The organism is Euzebyales bacterium (assembly GCA_035461305.1).
In the GTDB taxonomy this organism is placed as follows: domain Bacteria; phylum Actinomycetota; class Nitriliruptoria; order Euzebyales; family JAHELV01; genus JAHELV01.
This window is the reverse complement of sequence record DATHVN010000109.1, coordinates 19,975-40,468: the sequence shown is the minus strand read 5'-3', so window position 1 is coordinate 40,468 and position 20,494 is coordinate 19,975. Positions and strand designations below refer to the sequence as shown.

Here is a 20,494-nt window from a genome sequence, read left to right as displayed (position 1 = left end):
CGTCGTGAGAGCGGCCAGCGCTTCGTTCGATCCGTCCGCCTGTGGCGTGTGGGGACGTCGCGTGGCTGTGATCGACGACGGGCGGGCAGAACATCAGGTTCGAACCCCTGCCCCCGGTCCGACGGATCGGCAGGTGTCGCCTCGATCCAGGTCGAGCCACGAGAGTCGTGGATCAACGTCTCACGAACCAGTCCGCAATGAAGTCGAGAAGCACCGGAACGCCGGAATGCAGTGTGCGCGGGGCAGCGACGACCATCCGAAGCGGCCCTACACCGATTGCCCTGGACCTCCAGCCGGCGCCAGCACCGGACACGACTGTTGCGTCAGCAAGCTGCCACGAGGAGTCCTGGTGATGACACGGGCTGGGCGCAAGCCGAGTGCTCGGTGCGCGTTGGGATCACCATCCACGTCAGCCGGCAGGTCGCCGATGTGGTCGACGACCTCCAGCGTGCGGTTTGCCCGCGAACAACGTGGTCGCCGTCGCATCGGCGATACCGTGTACGAGCGCCAAGACCCGCTGGCGCTCGGATGGGACCGCTGGGCGACGGCGTGCATCGATCAGCTGCCAGTACGTCGATGTCGGTCGTGACAAATGCAGGCCCGGTCCCGGCCGAGGAATCCGGTGTCGCACCGCGCCTCCGGCCGGGCGACACCGCCGTTCCGGCGAAAACCGCCGTTTGACTAGCCCATCCGAGTGGTCACATGCCAACATATTGCTACGCTGACCAGACTCATCGTAGTAGCATGCCGTGATCGAAGGGTCAGGGGCCATGCTGGAGGGCAGTCGAACACGACGTGCTGGCGCATCGGCTCGAGGTAACACGTACGCGCCAGACGTCGGAAGACGACAACCGGGCCGCATGACGATCTCGCACCCCCATGCGCGCCTGCTCGCCTACTTCTGGGAGGAGCCGGATCGGCCGGACTTCGCCGTGACCGTTCTCGCGCGAACCGGCGCGATCCGCCGTGATACGGAAGCCCAACTCGTCCGGGATCTGGCCGCGCTCGAGACCGCAGCGCAGCAGTCGAGCGATCCCGGCGAGACGATCAGCGAGCGGCAGGTGGGTGCGCTACTGAACTACGTCCGTCGTCACGGACTTCGTGAGGAGGTCACCGGTTGGTGGGAGCAGGACGACGACGGCGAGTTCTGGGCGCAGACCGTCGCGTTCGCCCGCGCCCGGCGCGCCGAGATCGGCGAGGCACCACGAACTGAACGCCGTCCCAGTACACGCGCGCCTCGTACCCGCCGAGGATCCCCGGCTCGTTGAGCAGTTGACGCCGACGATTCTCGGACTTCGCGAGACGATCGTGACAGTGCCTGACGTACGACCATTCGAACGGGACGAACAGGAGAAGACGATGGCTCTGGGAGACGGTGCGCCGCAGACCACCGTATGACAGGATCGGCGGTACTGATGCAGTCCGGGCCGCGGTGGACCTCTTCTATCGAAAGGTGCTCGCCGACGAACGCGTCAACCACCACTTCGAAGGGGTGAACCTCGCGCGCCTCAAGGCTCACCAGCGCGCGATGATCACCGCCGTCGCCGGTGGCCCGAACACCTACTCTGGTGCCAGCATGCGCGATGCCGACGAGCATCTGGACATCACGAACGGCGAGTTCGACACACTTGTCGGCCACCTGGTCGTAGCTCTCCAGGAGCTCGGCGTTCCACAGGAAGAGATCGATCGCCTTGCGCGGCCGGTCCTCGGACTGCGCGATGACATCGTCGTCTGACTGATCGAGCACGTCGCCAGGACGGGGTGCTACCGCTCGATCGACAGAATGCTGATGAATGGCTGGCTCACTCACGATCATCGGGCCGATGCGGCTGCCTTCGGCGATTGGCGAACTGATGCCCCAGGAGGCAGCTGACGCGCGTACGGCCATCATCCACCGCATCGGGAACATGGAGAAGTCTTCCACCTGATCGACGAGCCCGACATCCGCGGTTGGCTGTCCGGTGTTCTTCCACAGATCGGCGTTCAGGTGGAGGACCTATCGGACTTCTATTCCAGCAGCGGACCCAACATCGGCGAACTGCACCTCGAAGTCGCCGAGTGGGTCATGCAGGCTCCGCGGCTAGGTATGGAGACGGCCGTCGTCTTCAGCGGACGTCCCGAGCTGTGCGTCCCTCCGGCGGCAGCTACGAACACCCTTGCGCTGGCAGCGGGCATCCCGGTTGCGATGCTTCCCCACGTGTTCGCGCTGCCGCCGAACGGACTCTGAGCAGTCGCTGAGGATCGTCGATCGTCAGGGGTCGACGATGTCGTTCCAACCCTGCGTGCGCCCCAGAGTCGGGCGATGGACTTCGCCTGGTCATCTGTCATCAGTGTCACGACCCTCTCCCACGGCACCCAAGCCATCTCGCTCGGGACTCCGCCCAGGTACAGCTGGGAAACGCGCTCGGATGCGTACCGCCGGCTGCAGTGGTCGACCTCACGGCCGGCGATCGTCACGGGCCTCCGAGGCTGCAAATCGGTTTGACACCGCTCGATAGGCTCCAGCCCCATGGTCGACACGGCCACGCCCCGCCTCCCGCTCACCGACGCACCGTGGGTTGATGACAGCTTCGTGCGTCGCGTCAGGGCCCTGCTGCGGACCGCGCCGCTGCACGACCTGGAGGCAGGCAAGGCGCTGCGCGACGGCGACTGGTCGCCTTACGACCTGCGCGGCCTCGCGCTGGCAGCCATCGACACCGTCATCGACCACATGGGCCTGGAGTTCGGCGCAACCGGCGAGCAGGTGCGCCAGCGCCTGGCCCAGCTCGCGCGGATGTCGGCGCCGGACCGTCCCCCCGAGGAGTCCCGACGGGTCGCCGACGCCGTCGTCACGGGACTGCTCAACGACCGTCACCGGCGGGAGGCGTTCGCGCTGCCCTACAGCGACTGGTCGGGCCGCCGCCACCGTCGGGCCGAGGTCGCGTTCAAGCTGCTGGAGGAGGTGGAGGCGCCGGACGGCAGCGTGGTGCTGCGTGCCACCGACGAGGCGGTGATCCTCTTCGTTGGAGCACTCGACCGCGACATCGCCGACGCGCACGCGGCGGCGGAGGCCATCCTGGCGTCCCAGTTGCGGCGCGGGAGGCTCGATCAGGCCGTCCACACGGCGCGTGCCGCACGCCTGCGCTCCATCCAGTACGCCTCCAACGTCGAGCGCGTCCTCGACGCGACACGGCACGACATCCGCCAGGTCGACTGGCAGGCCGACGTACCCGACCTGCTGGCGGATGCGCTCGCGCACCTCGCCGAGCGCCTCGAGACGGAGCGCCACCTCGTCGCCACCGTGCGCGGGCTGGCCGGCGAGCACGACACGCGCCCCGCCGCCGGCATCCTCCTCGACCTGATCGAGGACTGCCAGCTGCGCCACCTCGAGCTGCACGCCCTGCTGCTGCGCGCACGCACCACGTTCCTCGAGGAGCAGGAGCGCCAACGCTTCACGGTCAGCACCGACAGCCGTGCGTTCGAGCTGGGCGATCAGCTGCTCGGCCCACTCCTGGCCTGCACGGCGGCCGAGGGCCTGCCCGCCGTCGCGCGCTTCGTGGCCGGCGTGACCGGTCCGGTGCCGCCGCGCCCCGTCCGCCTGTCGGACATGATCGACCTGCTGCTCCAGCCCCGCCGCGGCGAGGACGGCGCCGCCGACGACGGCGACACGCCCGAGCTGATCGACCTCGGCGACGACCGCCGGTTCGCCCCCGCCGCGTGGGAGCCCGAGGACCCTGGTCGCGCCCGGGCTCTGGTCGACGACCTCCTCACGCGGATCGACGAGGGCGCGGACCGCGTCGACCGCGCGGGGGGCGCGGCGGCCGGCGCCGCTGCCGACGTCCGGCGCTTCGTGACCGACGACCGGTTCTCACCGCTCGACGGCCCTATCCGCGAGCGGCTCGGCAGCGACCCGGTGGGAGTGGCGCGCGACAACGCAACGCTCGTCGACCAGCTGCGCATGCGCCTGACCCAGTGTGAGCAGAAGCTGGAGGAGCTCACCGCCCACCGGCGTCTGCTCGTACGCGAGATCGCCGCCGACACCCAGCGCGGGCTGTGGCTGCTGCGCCAGGCCGACCAGGTCTCGGCGTTGCCGGCGGGCTTCGGGGAGTGGTCCGACCAGCGCTTCCTGCATATCCGCTACGCCGCACCGGCGATCGACGACGAGCTGCTCGCACGCCTCGAGGTGATGGTCGACGAGCTCGTCGACGAGGGCGTGCGTCCCGCAGGCGTGCCACTGCTGCAGCGCGCGGTGCATGCGGCCGTCGGCGTCGAGGGGTTCGCGGTCCAGATCCTCAAGCCGAACCCGGCCCTGCGGCCCCAGCGCGTCCCGGTCACCGAGCTCGCCACGTTCTCGGGCGGCGAACAGTTGACGGCGGCCATCCTGCTGTACTGCACGCTCGCGCGGCTGCGTGCCCAGGTCCGCCAGACGCAGACGGCCGGCGGGATGCTCACGCTCGACAACCCGATCGGCACGTCGTCGAACGTCACGCTGCTGCAGCTGCAGCGACGCTTAGCGGACGCGATGGGGGTGCAGCTGGTCTATGCGACAGCGGTCGACGACCGCGAGGCGGTCGGGGTGCTGCCACACTGGATCCGCCTGCGCAACGAGCGTCGGGACGCACGGTCCGGCAACCTCCACGTGGAGCGCGCGACGGTCGGCGAGAGCGAGCAGGGCAGGGTCGAGGCGACACATATGTGGAGACGGGCGGACACGGTCGCCGTTGTCCCACGGGGCCGGTGAGCGAGCTCAGCCCGCTGGCCTGGCGGCTGCGCCGCTGCCTGCTGGCGGTCGAGCGGGACCGGATCCAGCTCGCCGAGATCTGGAGCTGCTTCCTGAGCTCGGCGCCCGAGCTGCTGGTCGCCGACGACCGCCGCCAGCGTCTCCGTCGCGCGCTGGACGAGCTGGAGCAGGCCAGCTGGCTGTCGCTACCCGTGAACCCTCGCGCGTGGGACCGGCGCGACCCTCCGCTGCCCCGCCGCATCGAGATGCTGCCGGCATCCGAGCGGACGCAGCGGCTCGGGATCGCGCGCGCCGAGCGGTGGGCGCCGGAGCTGGCGTGGGCGGCGGAGGTCGAGCTGACGCAGGCTCAGCTCGACGACCTGCTGCGGATCAATCGCTGGCTGGCCGAGGAGGCGGCGACCGCAGTCATCGTGCCCCCGCGGGAACGGTCGCTGCACCTGTTCGGCGCGGGCCACGAGGACCGGCTGCACGAGCTCGCCACGACCGAGCTGTTCGGTCCGCACCGGCTCAGCTGGGAGCTGCTGTGCTGCGTCCCGGTGCCACCCCCGTTCGTGTACAGCGCGGTCGGGCAGACGGCGACCCTGCTCGTCGTGTCCGGCCACGAGATGTTCGCCAGCGTCCGCCGCGCGCTGGTGGAGGCACCGTCGACCGCCATCGGCCTGGTCGCCCACGGCGCGGGCTCCTACTTCGCGAGCTCGGTCCAGTTCGCGCGCACGCTCGACCGGACCATCGACCGGATCCTGTACTACGGCGACCTCGACGCCACCGACCTCGAGACCGCGCGACGTGCCGACCAGCGGGCGGCGGCAGCGGGGCTGCCGCAGGTCGAGCCCGCGGCTCAAATGTACGACCTGCTCGTGCGCCACGGGACACCGTCGCCCGCGACGCCGCTGCCGATCGAGCAGGTGCGGGTGCTGACGGCGTGGCTGCCTGCGCGGTCCCGCGACTTCGTGACCAGGCTCCTGGTCGGTGGCCGCCGCCTCGCCCAGGAGTGGGTCGGCTACCAGCTGCTGGTGCGGGAGCGGATCTGGGAAACGCTTGGATGCCCCGAGTGGTCGGAGGATCGCGAGTAGACGGTACCGGGCACCCGACGAGCGCCTACACTCCGCCGATGGACCCGGACCTGCTGGCACCGACCCGCATCCCGCCAGGCGAGGCACCACAGCTCGCGCGGCGGAACCCTCGCGACACGCTGGAACTGCGCGGCACGGCGCACCGCCACGAGCGCGAGCGGGTACGGGCCAGGCTCGACGAGCCCGACAAGCACAGGAAGTTCAACCGCGGCGACGTCGACATGCGCGCCCACTGGGAAGACGTCATGGCTGCGTTCGAAGAGGCCATCGCCGAGACCTCCACCGATGCGGCGCCGCGGCATGTGGTGCCCGCTGACCTGCGGTCGGTACGCAACGCGGGCGTCGCCCAGCTGGTGGTCTCGACGTTGCGGACGATGGGCCCGGGGGACCGCGCGGCCGATCCCGATCTCGACGACGCCGTCGTCACGTGACCGGCGGGACGCCCGCGGCGGACGCCACAGGCCTCGAGGTGCTGTCGGACCGCGTGGCGCGGTGCCGGGCGTGCACACGGCTGGTCGCGTGGCGCGAGCGCGTGGGTCGCGACAAGCGCGCGGCCTACGCCGACTGGGACTACTGGGCACGTCCGGTGCCGGGGTTCGGTGACCCCGCTGCGCGCATGGTGGTCGTCGGCCTGGCGCCCGCGGCCCACGGCGCGAACCGCACGGGCCGCATGTTCACAGGTGACCGCTCCGGGGACTTCCTCTACGCGTCACTGCACCGGACCGGCTTCGCGTCACAGCCCACGTCGCGGCGGCGCGGCGACGGCCTGACGCTGCGGAACTGCTGGATCACCGCCGCGGTGCGGTGCGCGCCCCCCGCCAACAGGCCGACGGCCACCGAGCGGGACACCTGCGCGGCATGGCTGCACAGCGAGCTGGAGCTGTTGCCGGCCCGCCTGCTGGTCGCCCTCGGCGGCTTCGCATGGCAGGCGCTGCTGCGCCAGCTCGGCCCGGTCCATCCCCGACCGCGGTTCGGCCACGGCGCGCGGGCCACGGTCGGCGGGTACACGCTTCTCGGCAGCTACCACCCCAGCCAACAGAACACGTTCACCGGTCGCCTGACGCCGGAGATGCTCGACGACGTGTTCATCACGGCCCGCGGAGTGCTGGACGCCTGAGCGGCGTCGTGTCAGGCCGCCGCGTCCGCCGGCACGTCCGCCAGCCAGTCGTCGACCTCGGCGAGCAGCTCGTCGCGCAGGTGCGGCGGGCAGCCGGCCGCGCGGATGCCGCAGCGTGCGAGCTCGGCGAGCTCGGCATCGTCGAGACCGAACACGCGTCTGGCGATCAGGTACTGGTCGGCGAGGCCCGACCCGAAGAGCAGCGGATCGTCGGCCGCGAGCGTGACCGCGCACCCCGTGGCCAGCAGCTGCGGCAACGGGTGCTCCGCCAGGTGGTCGATGGCGCCGAGCGCGACGTTCGACGCGGGGCACACCTCGAGGCAGACCTGCCGGTCGACGAGCTGCTCAAGCACCCGGCGGTCCGTGATCGCGCGGATCCCGTGGCCGATGCGATCCGCGCCCAAGCGGTCGACGGCTCCGACGATGTCGGCCGCATCGGTCAGCTCACCCGCATGCGGCACCGACAGCAGGCCCCTGTCGCGGGCGATGTCGAACGCGGGCCCGAAGGCGGTCGTCGGGTTGGCGGCCTCGTCGTTGGCCAGCCCGAAGCCGACGACCCCGTCACCGGCGTAGCGCACGGCCAGCTCGGCCAGCGACGTCGCGCGGTCCGGGAAGCGCCGGTCGGCACTGACGACCCAGCCGACGCCCACACCGGTCGTGCGCTGGGCCAGGCGGCCCGCCTCGAGCAGTGCTTCCAGCACCGCCTCGTCGGGCCCAAGCCGCCCGTGGTACAGGCTGGGGTTCGCCGTCACCTCGACCCAGCGCGATCCCGCGTCCGCCTCGTCGGCCGCCAGCTCGCCGACGAGCCGCCCGAGATCGTCGAGGCCACGCACCTGACGCTTCGCGGCGACGTAGAGGGCGTCGAACCGCGCGAAGCCCCGGACGTCCGCCTCGGTCGGCGTGACGCCGTGGTAGGTCGTCGGCGGCGAGCTGACGCGGCATGTCAGCGCGGACAGCTCGGCGGGCAGGCACTCGCCGTTGCGGCGGGCGAGGTCGGCGAGCGTGCGTGGGCGCATCGAGCCGATCAGGTGCAGGTGGAGATGGACCTTCGGCAGCGCCGTCAGATCCCGCCGTGCCCCCTGGGATCGAGGCTCCGCCGTGGCCCGGACATGTGCGGCGCGGTCGATCGGAGTACCCATGGACAGACGATGCCGCACACGACGACGGAAGTCGAGGAACCTCGACGCGTCACCGCGGGGGCGCCGCGACCTCGACGGTGTGCAAGGTCCACTGGAACGCGAACGGGGCGCGCACCCCGCTGACCGCGACCATGTCGCATCGCAGCCGGTCCGGCGTGATGTCGAGCAGGTTGTAGCCATGGGCGCTCGAGTTGACGTAGGACAGGTGCGGGTTCGAGCCACGGATCAGCCGGGTCAGTGGCAGCGGCACGCTCGGCAGCGTGCGCCCAGCGATCATCTCGGCGAGGTTGGCCGACGTGACCGAGCCGACCATCAGGCAGGTCGCGACGACCCGTCCGTCATCGGTCCGCAGCGTCCCCGTGATGAACGAGTGCAGGTCGCCCGTCAGCACGACCAGGCCGTCGACGTCGACCAGCGCGTCGGCCAGCGTCGCCCGCTCGGCCGTGTAGCCGTCCCACTGGTCGAGGCTGACCAGCACCTCCGACCGCATCGGCACGTCACCCGCGTGCGGGTGCAGGCGGCGCACCAGCCACCCCGGTAGCCGGAACGGCAGCAGCATCGTCTCGTTGGCCCACAGCTTCCACGGGCGTGACGAGCCGGTCAGCGTGTCGATCAGCCAGCGCCGCTGGTCGGCACCGAGCATCGTGCGGTCGGGGGCGTGGCGCGCCGCACAGCCGCGGGTCGCGTACCGGTCCTGTCGTGCGAGACCGCAGGGCGGGCCGTCGCGGTACAGGCGTTCGTCGGTGACCACGAGGTCGACGAGGTCGCCGAACACGGCACGACGGTAGATGCGGATCTGGTCGAGCGGCTCCGCGGTCGGGTCGAAGGCCACGTCGGCGGGCAGGTACTCCGCCCAGGCCTGCGAGGCTGCACTGCGCCGGGCAGGGTCGGCGTTGGCCGCCTCGTCGGTGGTGTCGGTGTCGTGGACCCCGTAGCCGTCGTTGGCGAACTCGTGGTCGTCCCAGATCGGGATGACGGCGAAGCGCTCGTGGAGGCGCTGGAGATCCGGGTCGCGACGATACGCGCGGTACAGCCAGCGGTAGTCGTCGAGGGTCTCGGCCCGTACCCGGCCACCCGGAAGGACCAACCGACGGTCGGCAGGGCCGCGACGCTGGAACCGCGGGTCGTCGGCGGACTCGTAGATGTAGTCGCCCAGGTGCAGCACGTAGTCGACGTCCGCGTCAGCCAGCAACCGGAGTGCGTGGAAGCGCCCGGACGTGAAGTCCTGGCATGACACGTACCCGAGACGCAGACGGCCCAGGGGCATGTCCGGGTCGGGCAGCGTCTTGAACCGTCCCGTCCGGCTGCTCGCGCCCAGGGCCTCGAACCGGTACCAGTACGTGGTGAACGGGCGCAGCCCGGGGTCGCGCACCCGCACCTTGACGGTCCAGTCGGTGCCCGAAGCCGCGGCTGCGCTCCCGGTCGTGACGACGTCGCGCATCGCCGGGTCGGTGGCGATCGTCCAGGCCGCGTCGACCGGAGCGGTCTCAGACGCCGGCACCCTGGTCCACAGGATGACGCCGTCGGGTGCGGGGTCGCCGGCGGCAACGCCCCAGGCGAAGACGGCCTGCGGGTCGACCATCAGCCGTCGCGGGTGCCACGCGCCCGTGACGTGCGCGACGCGAAGGCCCAGAACAGCGGCGGGGCGACATGGCGCAGGGTCACCAGCGACCGGTACCACCGCGGCACGGTGCGCTCGCGAACCGGTGACGCCACGACGTCGGCCACCGCGGCGGCGACGTCCTCGGGGGCGCCGACGAACCGCCTGAGGCGCGACGCGACCAGTCGCCTCTGCGGGAAGCCCTCGGTTGCGATGAACCCCGGGTTGAGCTGCGTGACGGCGATGCCCTTGTGCGCCCACGACAGCGACAACGCCTCGGAGAACCCGACGAGGGCGAACTTCGACGCGCAGTAGTCGGGCGGTCCGGCACCGACCTTGCCCGACACCGACCCCACATTGATGATCTGGCTCGGGGCGCTGGATGCGAGCAGGTCGTGCAGGGCCACGGTCGTGTGCACGGCCCCGACGAAGTTGACCTGCATGGTGTGCAGCAGGCCGTCGACGCTCCCAGGCCCAGTGAACGCTCCCCCACGGACGCCCGCGTTGTTCACGAGCACGTGGCACCGGCCGAACTGCGCGCCCACGCGCTCGGCGAGGCCGTCAACCGCGGCGCGATCGGCGACGTCCGCACCGTGGGCGACGATCCTGGGACGGTCAGCCGCCATCGCGTCCAGGCGGTCGACACGTCGCGCGACCGCTACGACCGTCATGCCGTCGTCGGCGAGGCGGCGCGCGACGGCGGCGCCGATCCCGCTCGACGCGCCCGTGACGACGGCGATCCGTGGGTCAGATGGCATTGTTCCATTCCCTGTCTCGGCGCGCTCCGCTACGGTATGCGTCACCAGCGGAATACGGCGAACCGAGCTGGCGTCGCGTGGCGCGCGACCGGACACCACCGCGCCGTCTCACACCGGCCACCTGTGGAGACCAGGTGACACAGCCCCAACCCGGCACCCAGCTGATCGCGGGCCGCTACGTGGTGCGTTCCTTGATCGGGCGCGGTGGTTCGGGTGCCGTCTGGCGCGGTGAGGACCTGCACCTACGGCGGCCCGTGGCGATCAAGCAGATCGTGCTCAGTGAGTCGCGCAGCACGCGCAGCCGTACACGGGCGATGCGCGAGGCGCAGGCGGTCGCCAAGCTGCAAACGCCGGGCGTGGTCCAGGTCTACGACGTGTACGACGACGGCGCGCAGGTGTCGCTGATCATGGAGCTGATCGAGGCGCCGAGCCTGACCCGCGTCGTCCGCCGGACCGGGACGCTGACACCACAGCGCGCCGCTCAGGTCGGCCAGTCGCTGCTCGCGACGCTGCTGGCGGTCCACGCCGCAAACGTGGTGCACCGCGACGTCAAGCCCAGCAACGTCCTCGTTGGCGACTGCGGCGTCTACATCACCGACTTCGGCATCGCGCTGCTCGGCGACGATCCCGCGCTGACCGCGGCCGGCAGCGTTCTGGGCACACCGGCGTACATGGCGCCGGAGCAGGCACGCGGCGAGCGGGTCGGGCCGATGGCCGACTTCTACGGCCTGGGCGCCACCCTGTACTTCGCAATCGAGGGTTGCGCGCCGTTCTCCGACGCCGGGTCGGTCGCCACGACGCGCGCCGTGCGCGAGCGACCCCACCGCCCCGGCGAGCACCTGGGACCGCTCGCGCCCCTGATCGACGGCCTGCTGGCCAAGGACCCCGCCACGCGCCCAGCCGCCGCCGAGGTGGCGGTTGCGCTCGACGCAGTCACCGAGGGCGACACGTTCGCACCGCCGTCGCTGCGCATGGCGCCCGATGGCACGAGGCCCGGGGACGACGACGCCGGACCCAGGCCGGACGCGAGCGACGGCGACGTGGAGCACCCGCCGGACACCCCGACGCCCCACAAGGCGCTGCCCCCCGTCCCAGTCGACGAGGAGGGCCGCCAGCTGCGTCGCGCGCTGGCATGGGGTGCGGGCCTGCTGGTCCTGCTGGTCGTCGCGTTGGTGCTGCTGTTCCTGGCCGTCCGCGACCACCCGGAGGCACCGGCGACCGCCGCGGTGCTGGCCGGCGCACGACCTACCATGTGGTGGGTCCCCAGCTGAGGAGCAGCGATGGAGCAGGTCAACGCGATGCGCGCCGTCCTCGTGGCGGGCGCACTTGCCGCGGCGCTCATCTGCGCCGCGTTCGGCATCTGGTCGGCGGCGATCGTGCTGCTGGTCGGCGTGGCCGCCCACGGCCTGCTGTGGCGCCACCTGCACCGGCTGGGACCGCCCTCCTCCGGCCCGGACGCCTGAGCCGCGTCAGCCGCGCACACGGCCTGCGCGCCGAGCGGCTTGCCGCCAGGCGGGCGCGCCGCAGCCCGGCTCCTCCGATGCTCGCCGTCGAGGCCGCACGCACCCTCGGATCCCCCCACGCACGGCTCGCCGACGCTCGCCGTCACGCGGTCAGCGGGCCATCGCCGCCTGGATGGCGGCGCGGACGCGCTCGCGCATCTGCTGGAGGGCGGCCTCGTCGGCGTAGGGGTGGCGCGGCCAGAAGAAGCCGCGCAACCCGTCGCCGCGCGTGCGCGGGACCACGTGCCAATGCAGGTGGGGCACGCTCTGGCTGACGACGTTGTTGCTGGCGACGAACGCTCCCTGCGCACCAACGGCCTCACGGAGCGCGTGCATGGTGACCTGCGTCGCGGTCTGCAGTGGTGCGGCCAGCGCGGCCGGCACGTCGTCCAGCGTCTCGTGGTGCGCCCGCGGGACCAGCAGGACGTGGCCGTGGAACACCGGCCGGATGTCGAGGAAGCCGACGACCTGGTCGGTGCGGTACACGAGCACGTCGGGATCGTCGTCGGCGACGACACGGCAGAACGCGCAGGACGGATCGGGAGTGGTCACGACCGAGCATGCTAATGCGCCGCGGGCCATGCACCGGTGTCACCCTGGTCGCATGGTCTACGACCTGGTCATCGTGGGCGCGGGCCCGGCGGGTGCGGCCGCCGCCCTGACCGCGCGCCGGGTAGCGCCCGACGCGGCCGTCGCGGTGGTCGAACGCGCGACCTTCCCCCGCGACAAGCCGTGCGGTGACGGCCTGAGCCCCGACGCAGTCGCCGAGCTCGGCCGCCTCGGCGTCCCCGGCGTCGTCGATGGATCGCCGCCGGTGACGCGGCTGCGCCTGCGCTCGCCCCGTGGCCGGGAGGTCGCCGATGCACCACCGGCGGCCGGCTACGTCATCCCGCGGCGTGTGCTCGACGCCAGGCTCGCCGCGGCGGCCCGTGCGACCGTCTCGTCGTGGTGCACAGCGACGGTGCGAGCGGTCGAGCTCGACGCCGGCCTCGTGCGTCTCCGGACGACGGAGGGCGAGGTGGCGGGCCGCGTCGTGATCGGTGCGGACGGCGCGAACTCGCAGCTGCGCCGTCTGACGGTCGGCACCGCGGCACCGCGGCACACCGGCGTCGCGATCCGCGGCTACGCGCCGGCGCCCGACGGACCGTCGGAGATGCTTCTGCTGTGGGAGCGGACCGCCGGTCTGGCGTACGCCTGGTCGTTCCCGATCGACGGCGAGCACACGAACGTCGGCTACGGCGTGTTCGCGGGCGCGGCACCCGTCCCGCGCGCGCGGTTGGAGCGCAGGATGGTGGCGCTGCTGCCGCACGGGGCGCGCGCGACCGACGTGCGCGGCCACCGGCTCCCCCTCTCGACCGGCGGCATGCACCTCGGTGACGACCGGGTGCTGCTGGCCGGCGACGCCGCGTCCCTGGTGAACCCGATCACCGGCGAGGGCATCTTCTACGCCCTCCTCAGCGGCAGGTTGGCTGCGCAGGCCGCTGTGCGTGCGCCCGCGGCGCCGCTCGACGGGTATCGTGCACTGCTGCGCGCGGCCCTGGGCGCCCACGTCCGGAGCACGCGCTGGCTGGCACGGCTGGCCGGCACCGGTGCGGTGCTCGACCACCTCGTGCACGCGGCGGCACGGTCGCCCGCGACGTCCCACCTGCTCGCCGACCTCGCCTTCGGAAAGGGAGCGCTGACACCCGTGACCATGCGCACGATCGCCGCCGGGCTGTGGCGCGCGTCCCGGCTGCCGCAGGACCGTGCGCGTGACGGTCGACCGTGACCGCGGCGGACCAGTGGCGTGAGGGCCTGGCGCGGTGGGCGATCCCCGACCGCATCCTGGCGGCCGCACCCGCGGACCCGCATGCGTTCTCGGTCCGGCGGTTCAGCGAGCTCGCCGACGAGGCGGTGCGCCAGCCGCCGACGATCACCCATGGCCGCGCTGCCGCACGTCTGCCCGAGGGCGGGTCCGTGCTCGACGTCGGCTGCGGCGGCGGAGCGGGCAGCCTGCCCCTGGCGGACCGTGCCGGCCTGCTGATCGGCGCCGACCAGAGCGCTGAGATGCTCCGCGCCTTCACGGAGGCCGCCAGACGCGCGGGCGTGGCGGTCCGCACCGTGCAGGGTACGTGGCCCGAGGCGGCCGCCGGAGCCCCGGTCGCCGACGTCGTCGTGTGCCTCCACGTGATCTACAACGTCGCGCCCCTGGTGCCGTTCGCCGAGGCGCTGACCGCCCACGCCCGCCACCGCGTCGTCCTGGAGTTCCCGACCCGCCATCCCCTGGACTGGCTCCGCCCGTACTGGCGTGCCGTCCACGATGTCGAGCGGCCGCACGTCCCCACCGCCGACGACGCCCTCGAGGTGTTCGCCGACCTCGGCTACGCGCCCCGCCACGAGCGGTGGGAGCGGCCCAACAGCCTCCACGGCGCCGATCTGGACGACAAGGTCGCGTTCGTATGCCAGCGCCTGGCCGTCGGCGACGACCGCCGTCAGGAGGTCGCGGCGCTGGTCAGCGAGCTCGGCGTGCCGACCACACGGACCGTCGTGACCGCGTGGTGGGACGTCGACGTGTCCGAGGAGCCACAACCCGAGCGAGCGGTCGCCTGAGCGTCCAGAACCTGTCTCCCGGTCCCGGCGGGCATTCGGCGCAGCTGCGCCCCGGTTCACGACCGGTCCGAAGCAGGCCCTAGTCCTGCGGCAGCTCGACCTTCGTCGGCGTCTGCTCAGGGTCGTAGGCGACCTGGCAGAACCCGTGGTTGCAGTAGCCGTGGGGGTTCTTCTTCAGGTACTGCTGGTGGTAGTCCTCGGCGTAGTAGAACGGCCCGGCGTCGGCGATCTCGGTCGTGATCTCCCCGAAGCCCGCGTTGGTCAGCGCCGCCTGGTACGCGGCGCGGGACGCCTCAGCCCGCGCCCGCTGCTCCTCGGTCGTCGTGTAGATCGCCGAGCGATACTGGGTGCCGACGTCGTTGCCCTGGCGCATGCCCTGCGTCGGGTCGTGGTTCTCCCAGAACACCTTGAGCAGCACGTCGTAGCTCACCGCGGCGGGGTCGTAGACGACCAGCACGACCTCGGTGTGGCCGGTCCGGCCCGAGCAGACCTCCTCGTAGGTGGGGTTGGGCGTGGATCCACCTGCGTAGCCCGCGGCGGTCGTCACCACGCCGTCGGTCTGCCAGAACAACCGCTCGGCGCCCCAGAAGCAGCCCATGCCGAAGACCGCCTGCACGGTGCTGTCGGGGAACGGTGGGTGCAGGGGCTGGCCGGTGACCAGGTGGGTCGACGCCGTCGGCACGGGCCGGTCACGCCCCGGCAGTGCTTCAGACGGTGCCACCATCTCGGTCTTCTTCCGGGCGAACCACATGTGCGCCTCCTCAGACATCGGCCTCGTCGACCATGCTAGGTCGCACCGGCCACGGGTGGCGCGTCGCTCACGGCAGCAGCTGGCGGTGCAGGCGGCGGGACGCGACGACGGCGCCCACGGCGGCCATCGCGAGCAGGAAGGCGACGTGGACGCCCAGCTGCCAGTCGATCGCCCCCAGCGTCAGGCCGCGGATCAGCGCGACCCCGTGGTACAGCGGTGACAGCTGGGTCAGCACCTGCAACGGCCGCGGGTAGACGTCCAGCGGGTAGAACGTGGCCGAGAACAGGAACAGCGGCAGCAGCGCGAGGTTGACCAGGTCGAGGTCCACCCAGCTGCGCATCCAGGTGGCGACCGCCATGCCGACGGCGCCGAACGCGAAGCCCATGAGGATCGCGGCCGGTACAGCGAGCACGGCCCATGGTGACGCGATCAGGCCCATCACGGCCATGACGACCATGAATGCGCACGCGTAGGCCAGCCCCCGCAACTGCGACCAGCCGATCTCACCCACCGCCACGTCGGTGGGCGTCAGCGGCGTGGCCAGCATCCCGTCGTAGATCCGGCCCCACTTCATCTTGAAGAAGATGCCGAAGGTCGATTCGTACACGGCGCCGTTCATCGCCGATGCGGCCAGCAGAGCGGGCGCCGCGAAGGCGGCGTAGCTGACCGGGGTGCCGTCCGGCCCGGTCACGTCGCCGACCAGGCCGCCCAGGCCGACGTCGATCGCGAACAGGTAGAACACCGGTTCGACGAACCCGGACACGAACACGAGCCAGCTGTTGCGGGTCACGAGGATGTCGCGCTCGATCACCCTGGCCGCGCCGCCTGCCCGCACCGCCGCGGCTGCGATCACCTGGCCCAGCACCATCACGCCACCAGCCTGCGGCGGAAGAACCGTGGGGCCAGGACCGCGCCCACCAGGAGCCACAGCAGCAGGTAGGCGACGTGCGCCGCCCACGGCCAGGTGGAGGCGTCGGTCAGCGTGATCGCCCGGACCAGCTCGATCGCGTGCCACAGTGGCACGAGCCGCGCCACCGCCTGCAGCCAGGTCGGCAGCTGATCGAGCGGGAAGAACGTGCCCGAGAGCAGGAACATCGGCACCAACCCGAAGCGGAACACGCTGATCAGCGCGGTCTCGCTCTCCCGGGACGCGGTGAACGCCATCACCGGCATCGCGTAGGCGAGGCCGCACAGGAGCGCGACGGGCAGGGCCGCCAGCGCAGCGGTCAGCGGGAACGCGCCGAACGCGGCGGCCGCGAGCCCGAAGGCGACGGCCGCCAGCGTCACCCGCAGCAGGATGAACGCGGCCTGTCCGAGGACCAGGTCACGGATCGCGATCGGGGTCGCCAGCGCGGAGTGGTAGGTCTTCGTCCACTTGAACCCGGCCATGACGGGGAACGCCGCGTCCCCGACACCGGTCTGCATCGCCTGGGCTGCCAGCAGGCCAGATGCGTAGAACGTCAGATAGGACACCGACCCCAGCTGGGCGCCGCGGTCGACGAGCGAGCCCAGACCCAGCCCCATCGCCGACAGGAACAGCACGGGGTTGACGAACGTGGTCACCACGTTGCCGCGCCACGTCCGCCGGTAGGCGACCAGGTGCCCCTCGAGCACCCGCATGGCACCGGCCAGCGGGCCGCCGCGTACGGGTCGCGGGATGGCGTCCTCAACGCGCGGGTGCAGCGTCACTCGATCAGCCCACGGCCGGTCAGCCGGAGGAACACGTCCTCCAGCGAGGCACGCCGGATCAGCGTGCTGGCGACCTGCACGTCGCGTCGGCGGACCGCCGCCGTCAGCCGCTCGGCGTCCTCGCCGTAGAGGATCACCCGATCAGCCAGCACCTCCTGGCGCGATCCGATCCCGTCGAGCGCCGCGAGGGCGCCGTCCCGCCCACCAGGCACGAAGCGGACCTCAGCGACCTCGCGTCCAGCATGGGTCGCGATCAGCTCGTGCGGTGACCCCGCTGCCACGATGCGGGCGTCGCTCAGCACGACCAGCCGGTCGCACAGCTGCTCGGCCTCGTCCATGTAGTGCGTGGTCAGCAGCAGCGTCACGCCCTGCTGGGTGAGCTCGCGCAGCCGGTCCCAGACGAGATGGCGCGCCTGCGGGTCAAGCCCGGTCGTCGGCTCGTCGAGGAGCACCATCGACGGCGTGTTGATGAGCGCGCGGGCGATCACCAGCCGTCGCTTCATGCCGCCCGACAGCACCGTGACCTTGTCGGCGGCGCGCTCGGTCAGCTGCGCGAACTCCAGCAGCTCGGGGATCCGCGCGCGCACCTGGGCCCTCGGCGTGCCGAAGTAGCGGCCGTAGATGTAGAGGTTGTCGGCGACCGACAGCTCCTCGTCCAGGTTGTTCTCCTGCGGCACAACGCCGAGCCGCGCACGGATCTCGGCACCGTCGGCGTCGGGGTCGCGGCCGAACACGCGCAGCGTGCCGTCGGTCAACGGTGACACCGCGGCGATCATGCGCATGGTCGACGTCTTGCCGGCGCCGTTGGGACCCAGGAACCCGAACACCTCGCCGGTGCGGACGTCGAAGTCGATGCCGTCCACGGCGGTGAAGTCGCCGAAGCGCTTGGTCAGCCCACGCGCGATGACCAGCGACCCGTGCGGGTCGGTCGCGGCGTCACCCGATCGCGCGGCGACCGGACCTGCTTCGGAGGCCATGCGCCAAGGCTACCCAGCCGCCGCGACGGTGGCGTCGAGGTGCTCGTTGCAGGACGTCGTTGCCTGGGGAGGGTGGGGTGCATGGGCATCACTGCACCGATCGTCGTGGTCACCGACCTCGACGGCACGCTGCTCGACCACGACACCTACGAACCCGGGCCCGCGGCCGCGATGGTCGCCGTGTTGACCGACGCCGGCGTCCCGGTCGTCTGCTGCTCCGCCAAGACCCGCGCGGAGCAGCAGCTGCACCGCAGGGACCTCGGCCTGACCGGTCGGTTCGTGATCGAGAACGGTGCAGCGGTCCACGACGACGCCGGACCGGTCGTGGTGCTCGGGCTCGGCTACGAGGAGGTCCGCCAACGGCTAGCACGGGCCGCGGGGGCGCTGGGCGTGACCCTGCGGGGCTTCGGTGACATGGACGCCGACGAGATCGCCGACCGGACCGGGCTGTCCGTGGAGGCCGCAGCGTGCGCCCGAGACCGGGATCACACAGAGCCGTTCCTCGTCATCGACGGCCATGCGGACGAGACGGCGCTGCGCGAGGCCCTCGGCGACGTCGACCTCGGCCTCCAGCGCGGCGCCCGCTTCTGGACCGCGAGCGGACACCACGACAAGGGTGCCGCGGTCGGGATCCTGCGCGAGCTGTTCTCGGTCGACTACGGCCAGCGCCCGCTCATCTACGGCATCGGCGACACGCACAACGACACCGCGATGCTCGCCGCCGCAGACATCGCGATGTTGGTGCAGCGCCCCGACGGTACGTGGGCCGACCTCGACGTCGAGAACCTGACCCGCATCGACGGCATCGGCCCGTCGGGCTGGACCCGCGCCGCCGACATGATCCTGACGACGGTCAACGCTTCCTGACCTCACGGTGCGGTCCCCTGACCTCACCGTTCGATGCCACAGGTGGTGATGCGAAGTTCGAGGTGGTGATGCGAACATCGAGGTGAGGCAGCGAAGGTCGGGGCGGCCCTACGCGATTGCCGTCATCCAGGGGTCAGGGGAGCCGCCAGTCGATCGGGGCGGCGCCGCGCTGCTCGAGCAGGGCGTTGGTGCGGCTGAACGGGCGTGAGCCGAAGAAGCCGCGGGACGCCGACAGCGGGCTGGGATGCGCGCTCTCGATGATCGGCGTGTCGCCGAGCATGGGCTTGAGGCTGCGGGCGTCGCGGCCCCACAGGATCGCCACCATGGGCCGGCGACGGGCGACCAACGCGCGGATCGCCTGCTCGGTGAACGCCTCCCACCCCTTGCCCCGGTGCGAGGCGGAGTCGCTGGGACGCACCGTCAGCACCCTGTTGAGCAGCATGACGCCCTGCCTCGTCCACGGCGTGAGGTCGCCGTTGGACGGTGCCGGCAGGCCCAGGTCGGACTGGTACTCGGTGAAGATGTTGGCCAGGCTCTTGGGCAGGGGGCGTACGTCGGGCGCGACCGAGAAGCACAGGCCGATCGGGTGCCCGGGCGTCGGATACGGGTCCTGGCCGACCAGCAGCACGCGCACATCGTCGAAGGGCTGCCGGAACGCGGCCAGGATGCGGCTCGCCGAGGGCAGGAAGCGCCGTCCCGACGCCTGCTCGGCGCGCAGGAAGTCCCCGAGCCGGGCGAGGTTGCGGTGCTGGGACGCCATCGGCACCGCCCAGCCCGGACCAACCTTGTCGCGCATGTAGCGGATGGCCTGGTCGTCGTCGGCTGCCAACGTGGGCTGCTCCGCCATGCGAATCCCCGGGGTCGGTGGACGCGGTGCCCCTGCTCTAGCAGGTGCGCGCGTGATCACGCAAACCGCGGCGCGGCCGGGCCGCCGCCCGGCCGTTCGACGGTCGTCACCAACCACGCGCCGTCAGCCGCCGTCGGATCCACCGCCACTGCCGCGGTCGCGCCTGCTCGAGGATGACGGGCTCGCCGGACCAATGTCGCACCCGGACGCTCTGCTGGTACGCGTCCCATCAAAGCGAAGACAGCCTGGGAGTCGCGGTCGGACGAGGCGAACTCGTCGTAGAGCTCGAACGACACCGTCTGGCGGCCTCGAACACGTCCCGAGGAAGGGGCCAGCTCGGTGCCCGACTCCTGGACGGACCGCAGCGCCGCAGGGTTCCGGACGTCGTACCGGACCATCATGATCGTGTTCGCATCGTGGGCGGCGGGCGCGCACGATGTCCTGGCACGGCTCCGGCAATCACGGGGGCTTCCTGCCCACGTCACAGAGCGACGCGGTGTGGTCCATGGCACACCACCTCTCTCGACGGCCGTCGAGCGCCTCGAGCGGCGGGACGAGCTCGTCGCCCGCGCGTGGCTTGATGTGAACCGTCCACCCGTCATGGCGGCCACGCGGTCGGCGTGGACCTGGCCCCCCGAAGACGGGTCGAGACCCAGGGCCACGAGGTCACCGTCTCGACGTCGACCTCGGCCAACGACTCGTGGAGGCGACCTGCTTGCCGCCCTGCTCCGGCCCGTTGGCCTGGGCCTCCACGGAGCCACCGTCACCGGTCACCGTACTGCCCGTGCACGCCGACCAGTCCGCAGGCCGCTGCCCGCGTCGCCGCTCCCCGTGGGAACCTGCCGCCGCTGCCTGAACCACGCTC

21 protein-coding genes are annotated in these 20,494 nt (G+C 71.8%); 12 read left to right on the top strand and 9 right to left on the bottom strand.

Annotated features, from left to right (window positions below; genetic code table 11):
• The first annotated feature begins 860 nt into the window (after positions 1 to 860).
• The 7 genes from VK923_10080 to VK923_10050 all read left to right on the top strand — a co-directional run bounded on the left by VK923_10080 (position 861) and on the right by VK923_10050 (position 6,910).
• Positions 861 to 1,268 (top strand): hypothetical protein, encoded by a 408-nt coding sequence (locus tag VK923_10080; protein ID HSJ45017.1) that lies wholly within the window; start codon positions 861 to 863, stop codon positions 1,266 to 1,268.
• Positions 1,269 to 1,375: 107 nt separating this feature from the next.
• Positions 1,376 to 1,735 carry a group 1 truncated hemoglobin gene (locus tag VK923_10075; protein ID HSJ45016.1) on the top strand — a complete coding sequence of 120 codons (360 nt, stop codon included), beginning with the start codon at positions 1,376 to 1,378 and terminating at the stop codon, positions 1,733 to 1,735.
• 252 nt (positions 1,736 to 1,987) lie between these two features.
• Positions 1,988 to 2,227, top strand: a complete 240-nt coding sequence (locus VK923_10070; GenBank protein HSJ45015.1) for a hypothetical protein — start codon at positions 1,988 to 1,990, stop codon at positions 2,225 to 2,227.
• Between the two features lie 282 nt (positions 2,228 to 2,509).
• Entirely contained in the window at positions 2,510 to 4,720 is a 2,211-nt protein-coding gene (locus VK923_10065; GenBank protein ID HSJ45014.1) for a hypothetical protein, read from the top strand.
• Complete coding sequence (locus VK923_10060; protein ID HSJ45013.1) at positions 4,717 to 5,793, top strand: hypothetical protein; 1,077 nt, start codon at positions 4,717 to 4,719, stop codon at positions 5,791 to 5,793. Before VK923_10065 ends, VK923_10060 begins: the two co-directional genes overlap by 4 nt.
• Positions 5,794 to 5,831: 38 nt before the next feature.
• Positions 5,832 to 6,224, top strand: coding sequence for a hypothetical protein (locus VK923_10055; GenBank protein ID HSJ45012.1), 393 nt, complete (start codon positions 5,832 to 5,834; stop codon positions 6,222 to 6,224).
• Positions 6,221 to 6,910 (top strand): uracil-DNA glycosylase, encoded by a 690-nt coding sequence (locus tag VK923_10050; protein ID HSJ45011.1) that lies wholly within the window; start codon positions 6,221 to 6,223, stop codon positions 6,908 to 6,910. Before VK923_10055 ends, VK923_10050 begins: the two co-directional genes overlap by 4 nt.
• An 11-nt stretch (positions 6,911 to 6,921) precedes the next feature.
• Here VK923_10050 and add read toward each other — a convergent pair whose 3' ends face one another.
• The 3 genes from add to VK923_10035 are packed head-to-tail and all read right to left on the bottom strand — an operon-like array spanning position 6,922 to position 10,407.
• Positions 6,922 to 8,049 (bottom strand): adenosine deaminase, encoded by a 1,128-nt coding sequence (add, locus tag VK923_10045; GenBank protein HSJ45010.1) that lies wholly within the window; start codon positions 8,047 to 8,049, stop codon positions 6,922 to 6,924.
• A gap of 49 nt (positions 8,050 to 8,098) precedes the next feature.
• Entirely contained in the window at positions 8,099 to 9,631 is a 1,533-nt protein-coding gene (locus VK923_10040; GenBank protein ID HSJ45009.1) for an alkaline phosphatase D family protein, read from the bottom strand.
• Complete coding sequence (locus VK923_10035) at positions 9,631 to 10,407, bottom strand: SDR family oxidoreductase (protein ID HSJ45008.1); 777 nt, start codon at positions 10,405 to 10,407, stop codon at positions 9,631 to 9,633. Before VK923_10035 ends, VK923_10040 begins: the two co-directional genes overlap by 1 nt.
• 134 nt (positions 10,408 to 10,541) lie before the next feature.
• On the opposite strand from VK923_10035, the gene VK923_10030 reads away from it, so the two are divergent.
• Together VK923_10030 and VK923_10025 are read left to right on the top strand one after the other, a co-directional pair.
• Positions 10,542 to 11,678 carry a serine/threonine-protein kinase gene (locus VK923_10030; GenBank protein ID HSJ45007.1) on the top strand — a complete coding sequence of 379 codons (1,137 nt, stop codon included), beginning with the start codon at positions 10,542 to 10,544 and terminating at the stop codon, positions 11,676 to 11,678.
• 9 nt (positions 11,679 to 11,687) lie between these two features.
• Positions 11,688 to 11,870 (top strand): hypothetical protein, encoded by a 183-nt coding sequence (locus tag VK923_10025; protein HSJ45006.1) that lies wholly within the window; start codon positions 11,688 to 11,690, stop codon positions 11,868 to 11,870.
• A gap of 150 nt (positions 11,871 to 12,020) precedes the next feature.
• On the opposite strand, the gene VK923_10020 is transcribed toward VK923_10025, so the two are convergent.
• Positions 12,021 to 12,461: an HIT family protein gene (locus VK923_10020; protein HSJ45005.1), complete on the bottom strand. Its 441-nt coding sequence runs from the start codon at positions 12,459 to 12,461 to the stop codon at positions 12,021 to 12,023.
• A 52-nt stretch (positions 12,462 to 12,513) separates the two neighbouring features.
• On the opposite strand from VK923_10020, the gene VK923_10015 reads away from it, so the two are divergent.
• A complete protein-coding gene (locus VK923_10015) occupies positions 12,514 to 13,677 on the top strand; it encodes a geranylgeranyl reductase family protein (protein ID HSJ45004.1) in 1,164 nt (387 codons plus the stop codon).
• The gene (locus VK923_10010; protein ID HSJ45003.1) at positions 13,674 to 14,498 is read left to right on the top strand and encodes a methyltransferase domain-containing protein; all 825 of its coding nucleotides are present in this window, start codon (positions 13,674 to 13,676) and stop codon (positions 14,496 to 14,498) included. Before VK923_10015 ends, VK923_10010 begins: the two co-directional genes overlap by 4 nt.
• Before the next feature lie 79 nt (positions 14,499 to 14,577).
• On the opposite strand, the gene msrA is transcribed toward VK923_10010, so the two are convergent.
• From msrA to VK923_09990, 4 genes are all read right to left on the bottom strand, one after another.
• On the bottom strand, positions 14,578 to 15,249 hold the full coding sequence (gene msrA, locus VK923_10005; GenBank protein ID HSJ45002.1) for a peptide-methionine (S)-S-oxide reductase MsrA: 672 nt from the start codon (positions 15,247 to 15,249) through the stop codon (positions 14,578 to 14,580).
• A gap of 67 nt (positions 15,250 to 15,316) precedes the next feature.
• Positions 15,317 to 16,117 (bottom strand): ABC transporter permease, encoded by an 801-nt coding sequence (locus VK923_10000; protein ID HSJ45001.1) that lies wholly within the window; start codon positions 16,115 to 16,117, stop codon positions 15,317 to 15,319.
• Positions 16,117 to 16,938 (bottom strand): ABC transporter permease, encoded by an 822-nt coding sequence (locus VK923_09995; GenBank protein ID HSJ45000.1) that lies wholly within the window; start codon positions 16,936 to 16,938, stop codon positions 16,117 to 16,119. The genes VK923_10000 and VK923_09995 overlap by 1 nt, the downstream gene beginning before the upstream one ends.
• Positions 16,935 to 17,915 (bottom strand): ABC transporter ATP-binding protein, encoded by a 981-nt coding sequence (locus VK923_09990; GenBank protein ID HSJ44999.1) that lies wholly within the window; start codon positions 17,913 to 17,915, stop codon positions 16,935 to 16,937. The genes VK923_09995 and VK923_09990 overlap by 4 nt, the downstream gene beginning before the upstream one ends.
• A gap of 81 nt (positions 17,916 to 17,996) precedes the next feature.
• On the opposite strand from VK923_09990, the gene VK923_09985 reads away from it, so the two are divergent.
• Positions 17,997 to 18,782: an HAD hydrolase family protein gene (locus tag VK923_09985; protein ID HSJ44998.1), complete on the top strand. Its 786-nt coding sequence runs from the start codon at positions 17,997 to 17,999 to the stop codon at positions 18,780 to 18,782.
• Positions 18,783 to 18,915: 133 nt separating this feature from the next.
• Here VK923_09985 and VK923_09980 read toward each other — a convergent pair whose 3' ends face one another.
• Positions 18,916 to 19,629, bottom strand: coding sequence for a uracil-DNA glycosylase (locus VK923_09980; protein ID HSJ44997.1), 714 nt, complete (start codon positions 19,627 to 19,629; stop codon positions 18,916 to 18,918).
• Between the last annotated feature and the right edge of the window lie 865 nt (positions 19,630 to 20,494).

Bases quoted from the DNA above. Each gene is read 5' to 3' on its own strand.
- VK923_09985 (HSJ44998.1), top strand. From the start codon at position 17,997: ATGGGCATCACTGCACCGATCGTCGTGGTCACCGACCTCGACGGCACG.
- msrA (HSJ45002.1), bottom strand. From the start codon at position 15,249: ATGTGGTTCGCCCGGAAGAAGACCGAGATGGTGGCACCGTCTGAAGCA.
- VK923_10015 (HSJ45004.1), top strand. From the start codon at position 12,514: ATGGTCTACGACCTGGTCATCGTGGGCGCGGGCCCGGCGGGTGCGGCC.
- VK923_10000 (HSJ45001.1), bottom strand. From the start codon at position 16,117: ATGGTGCTGGGCCAGGTGATCGCAGCCGCGGCGGTGCGGGCAGGCGGC.
- VK923_10040 (HSJ45009.1), bottom strand. From the start codon at position 9,631: ATGGTCGACCCGCAGGCCGTCTTCGCCTGGGGCGTTGCCGCCGGCGAC.
- VK923_10080 (HSJ45017.1), top strand. From the start codon at position 861: ATGACGATCTCGCACCCCCATGCGCGCCTGCTCGCCTACTTCTGGGAG.
- add (HSJ45010.1), bottom strand. From the start codon at position 8,049: ATGGGTACTCCGATCGACCGCGCCGCACATGTCCGGGCCACGGCGGAG.
- VK923_10035 (HSJ45008.1), bottom strand. From the start codon at position 10,407: ATGCCATCTGACCCACGGATCGCCGTCGTCACGGGCGCGTCGAGCGGG.
- VK923_09990 (HSJ44999.1), bottom strand. From the start codon at position 17,915: ATGGCCTCCGAAGCAGGTCCGGTCGCCGCGCGATCGGGTGACGCCGCG.
- VK923_10025 (HSJ45006.1), top strand. From the start codon at position 11,688: ATGGAGCAGGTCAACGCGATGCGCGCCGTCCTCGTGGCGGGCGCACTT.
- VK923_10065 (HSJ45014.1), top strand. From the start codon at position 2,510: ATGGTCGACACGGCCACGCCCCGCCTCCCGCTCACCGACGCACCGTGG.
- VK923_09980 (HSJ44997.1), bottom strand. From the start codon at position 19,629: ATGGCGGAGCAGCCCACGTTGGCAGCCGACGACGACCAGGCCATCCGC.
- VK923_10055 (HSJ45012.1), top strand. From the start codon at position 5,832: ATGGACCCGGACCTGCTGGCACCGACCCGCATCCCGCCAGGCGAGGCA.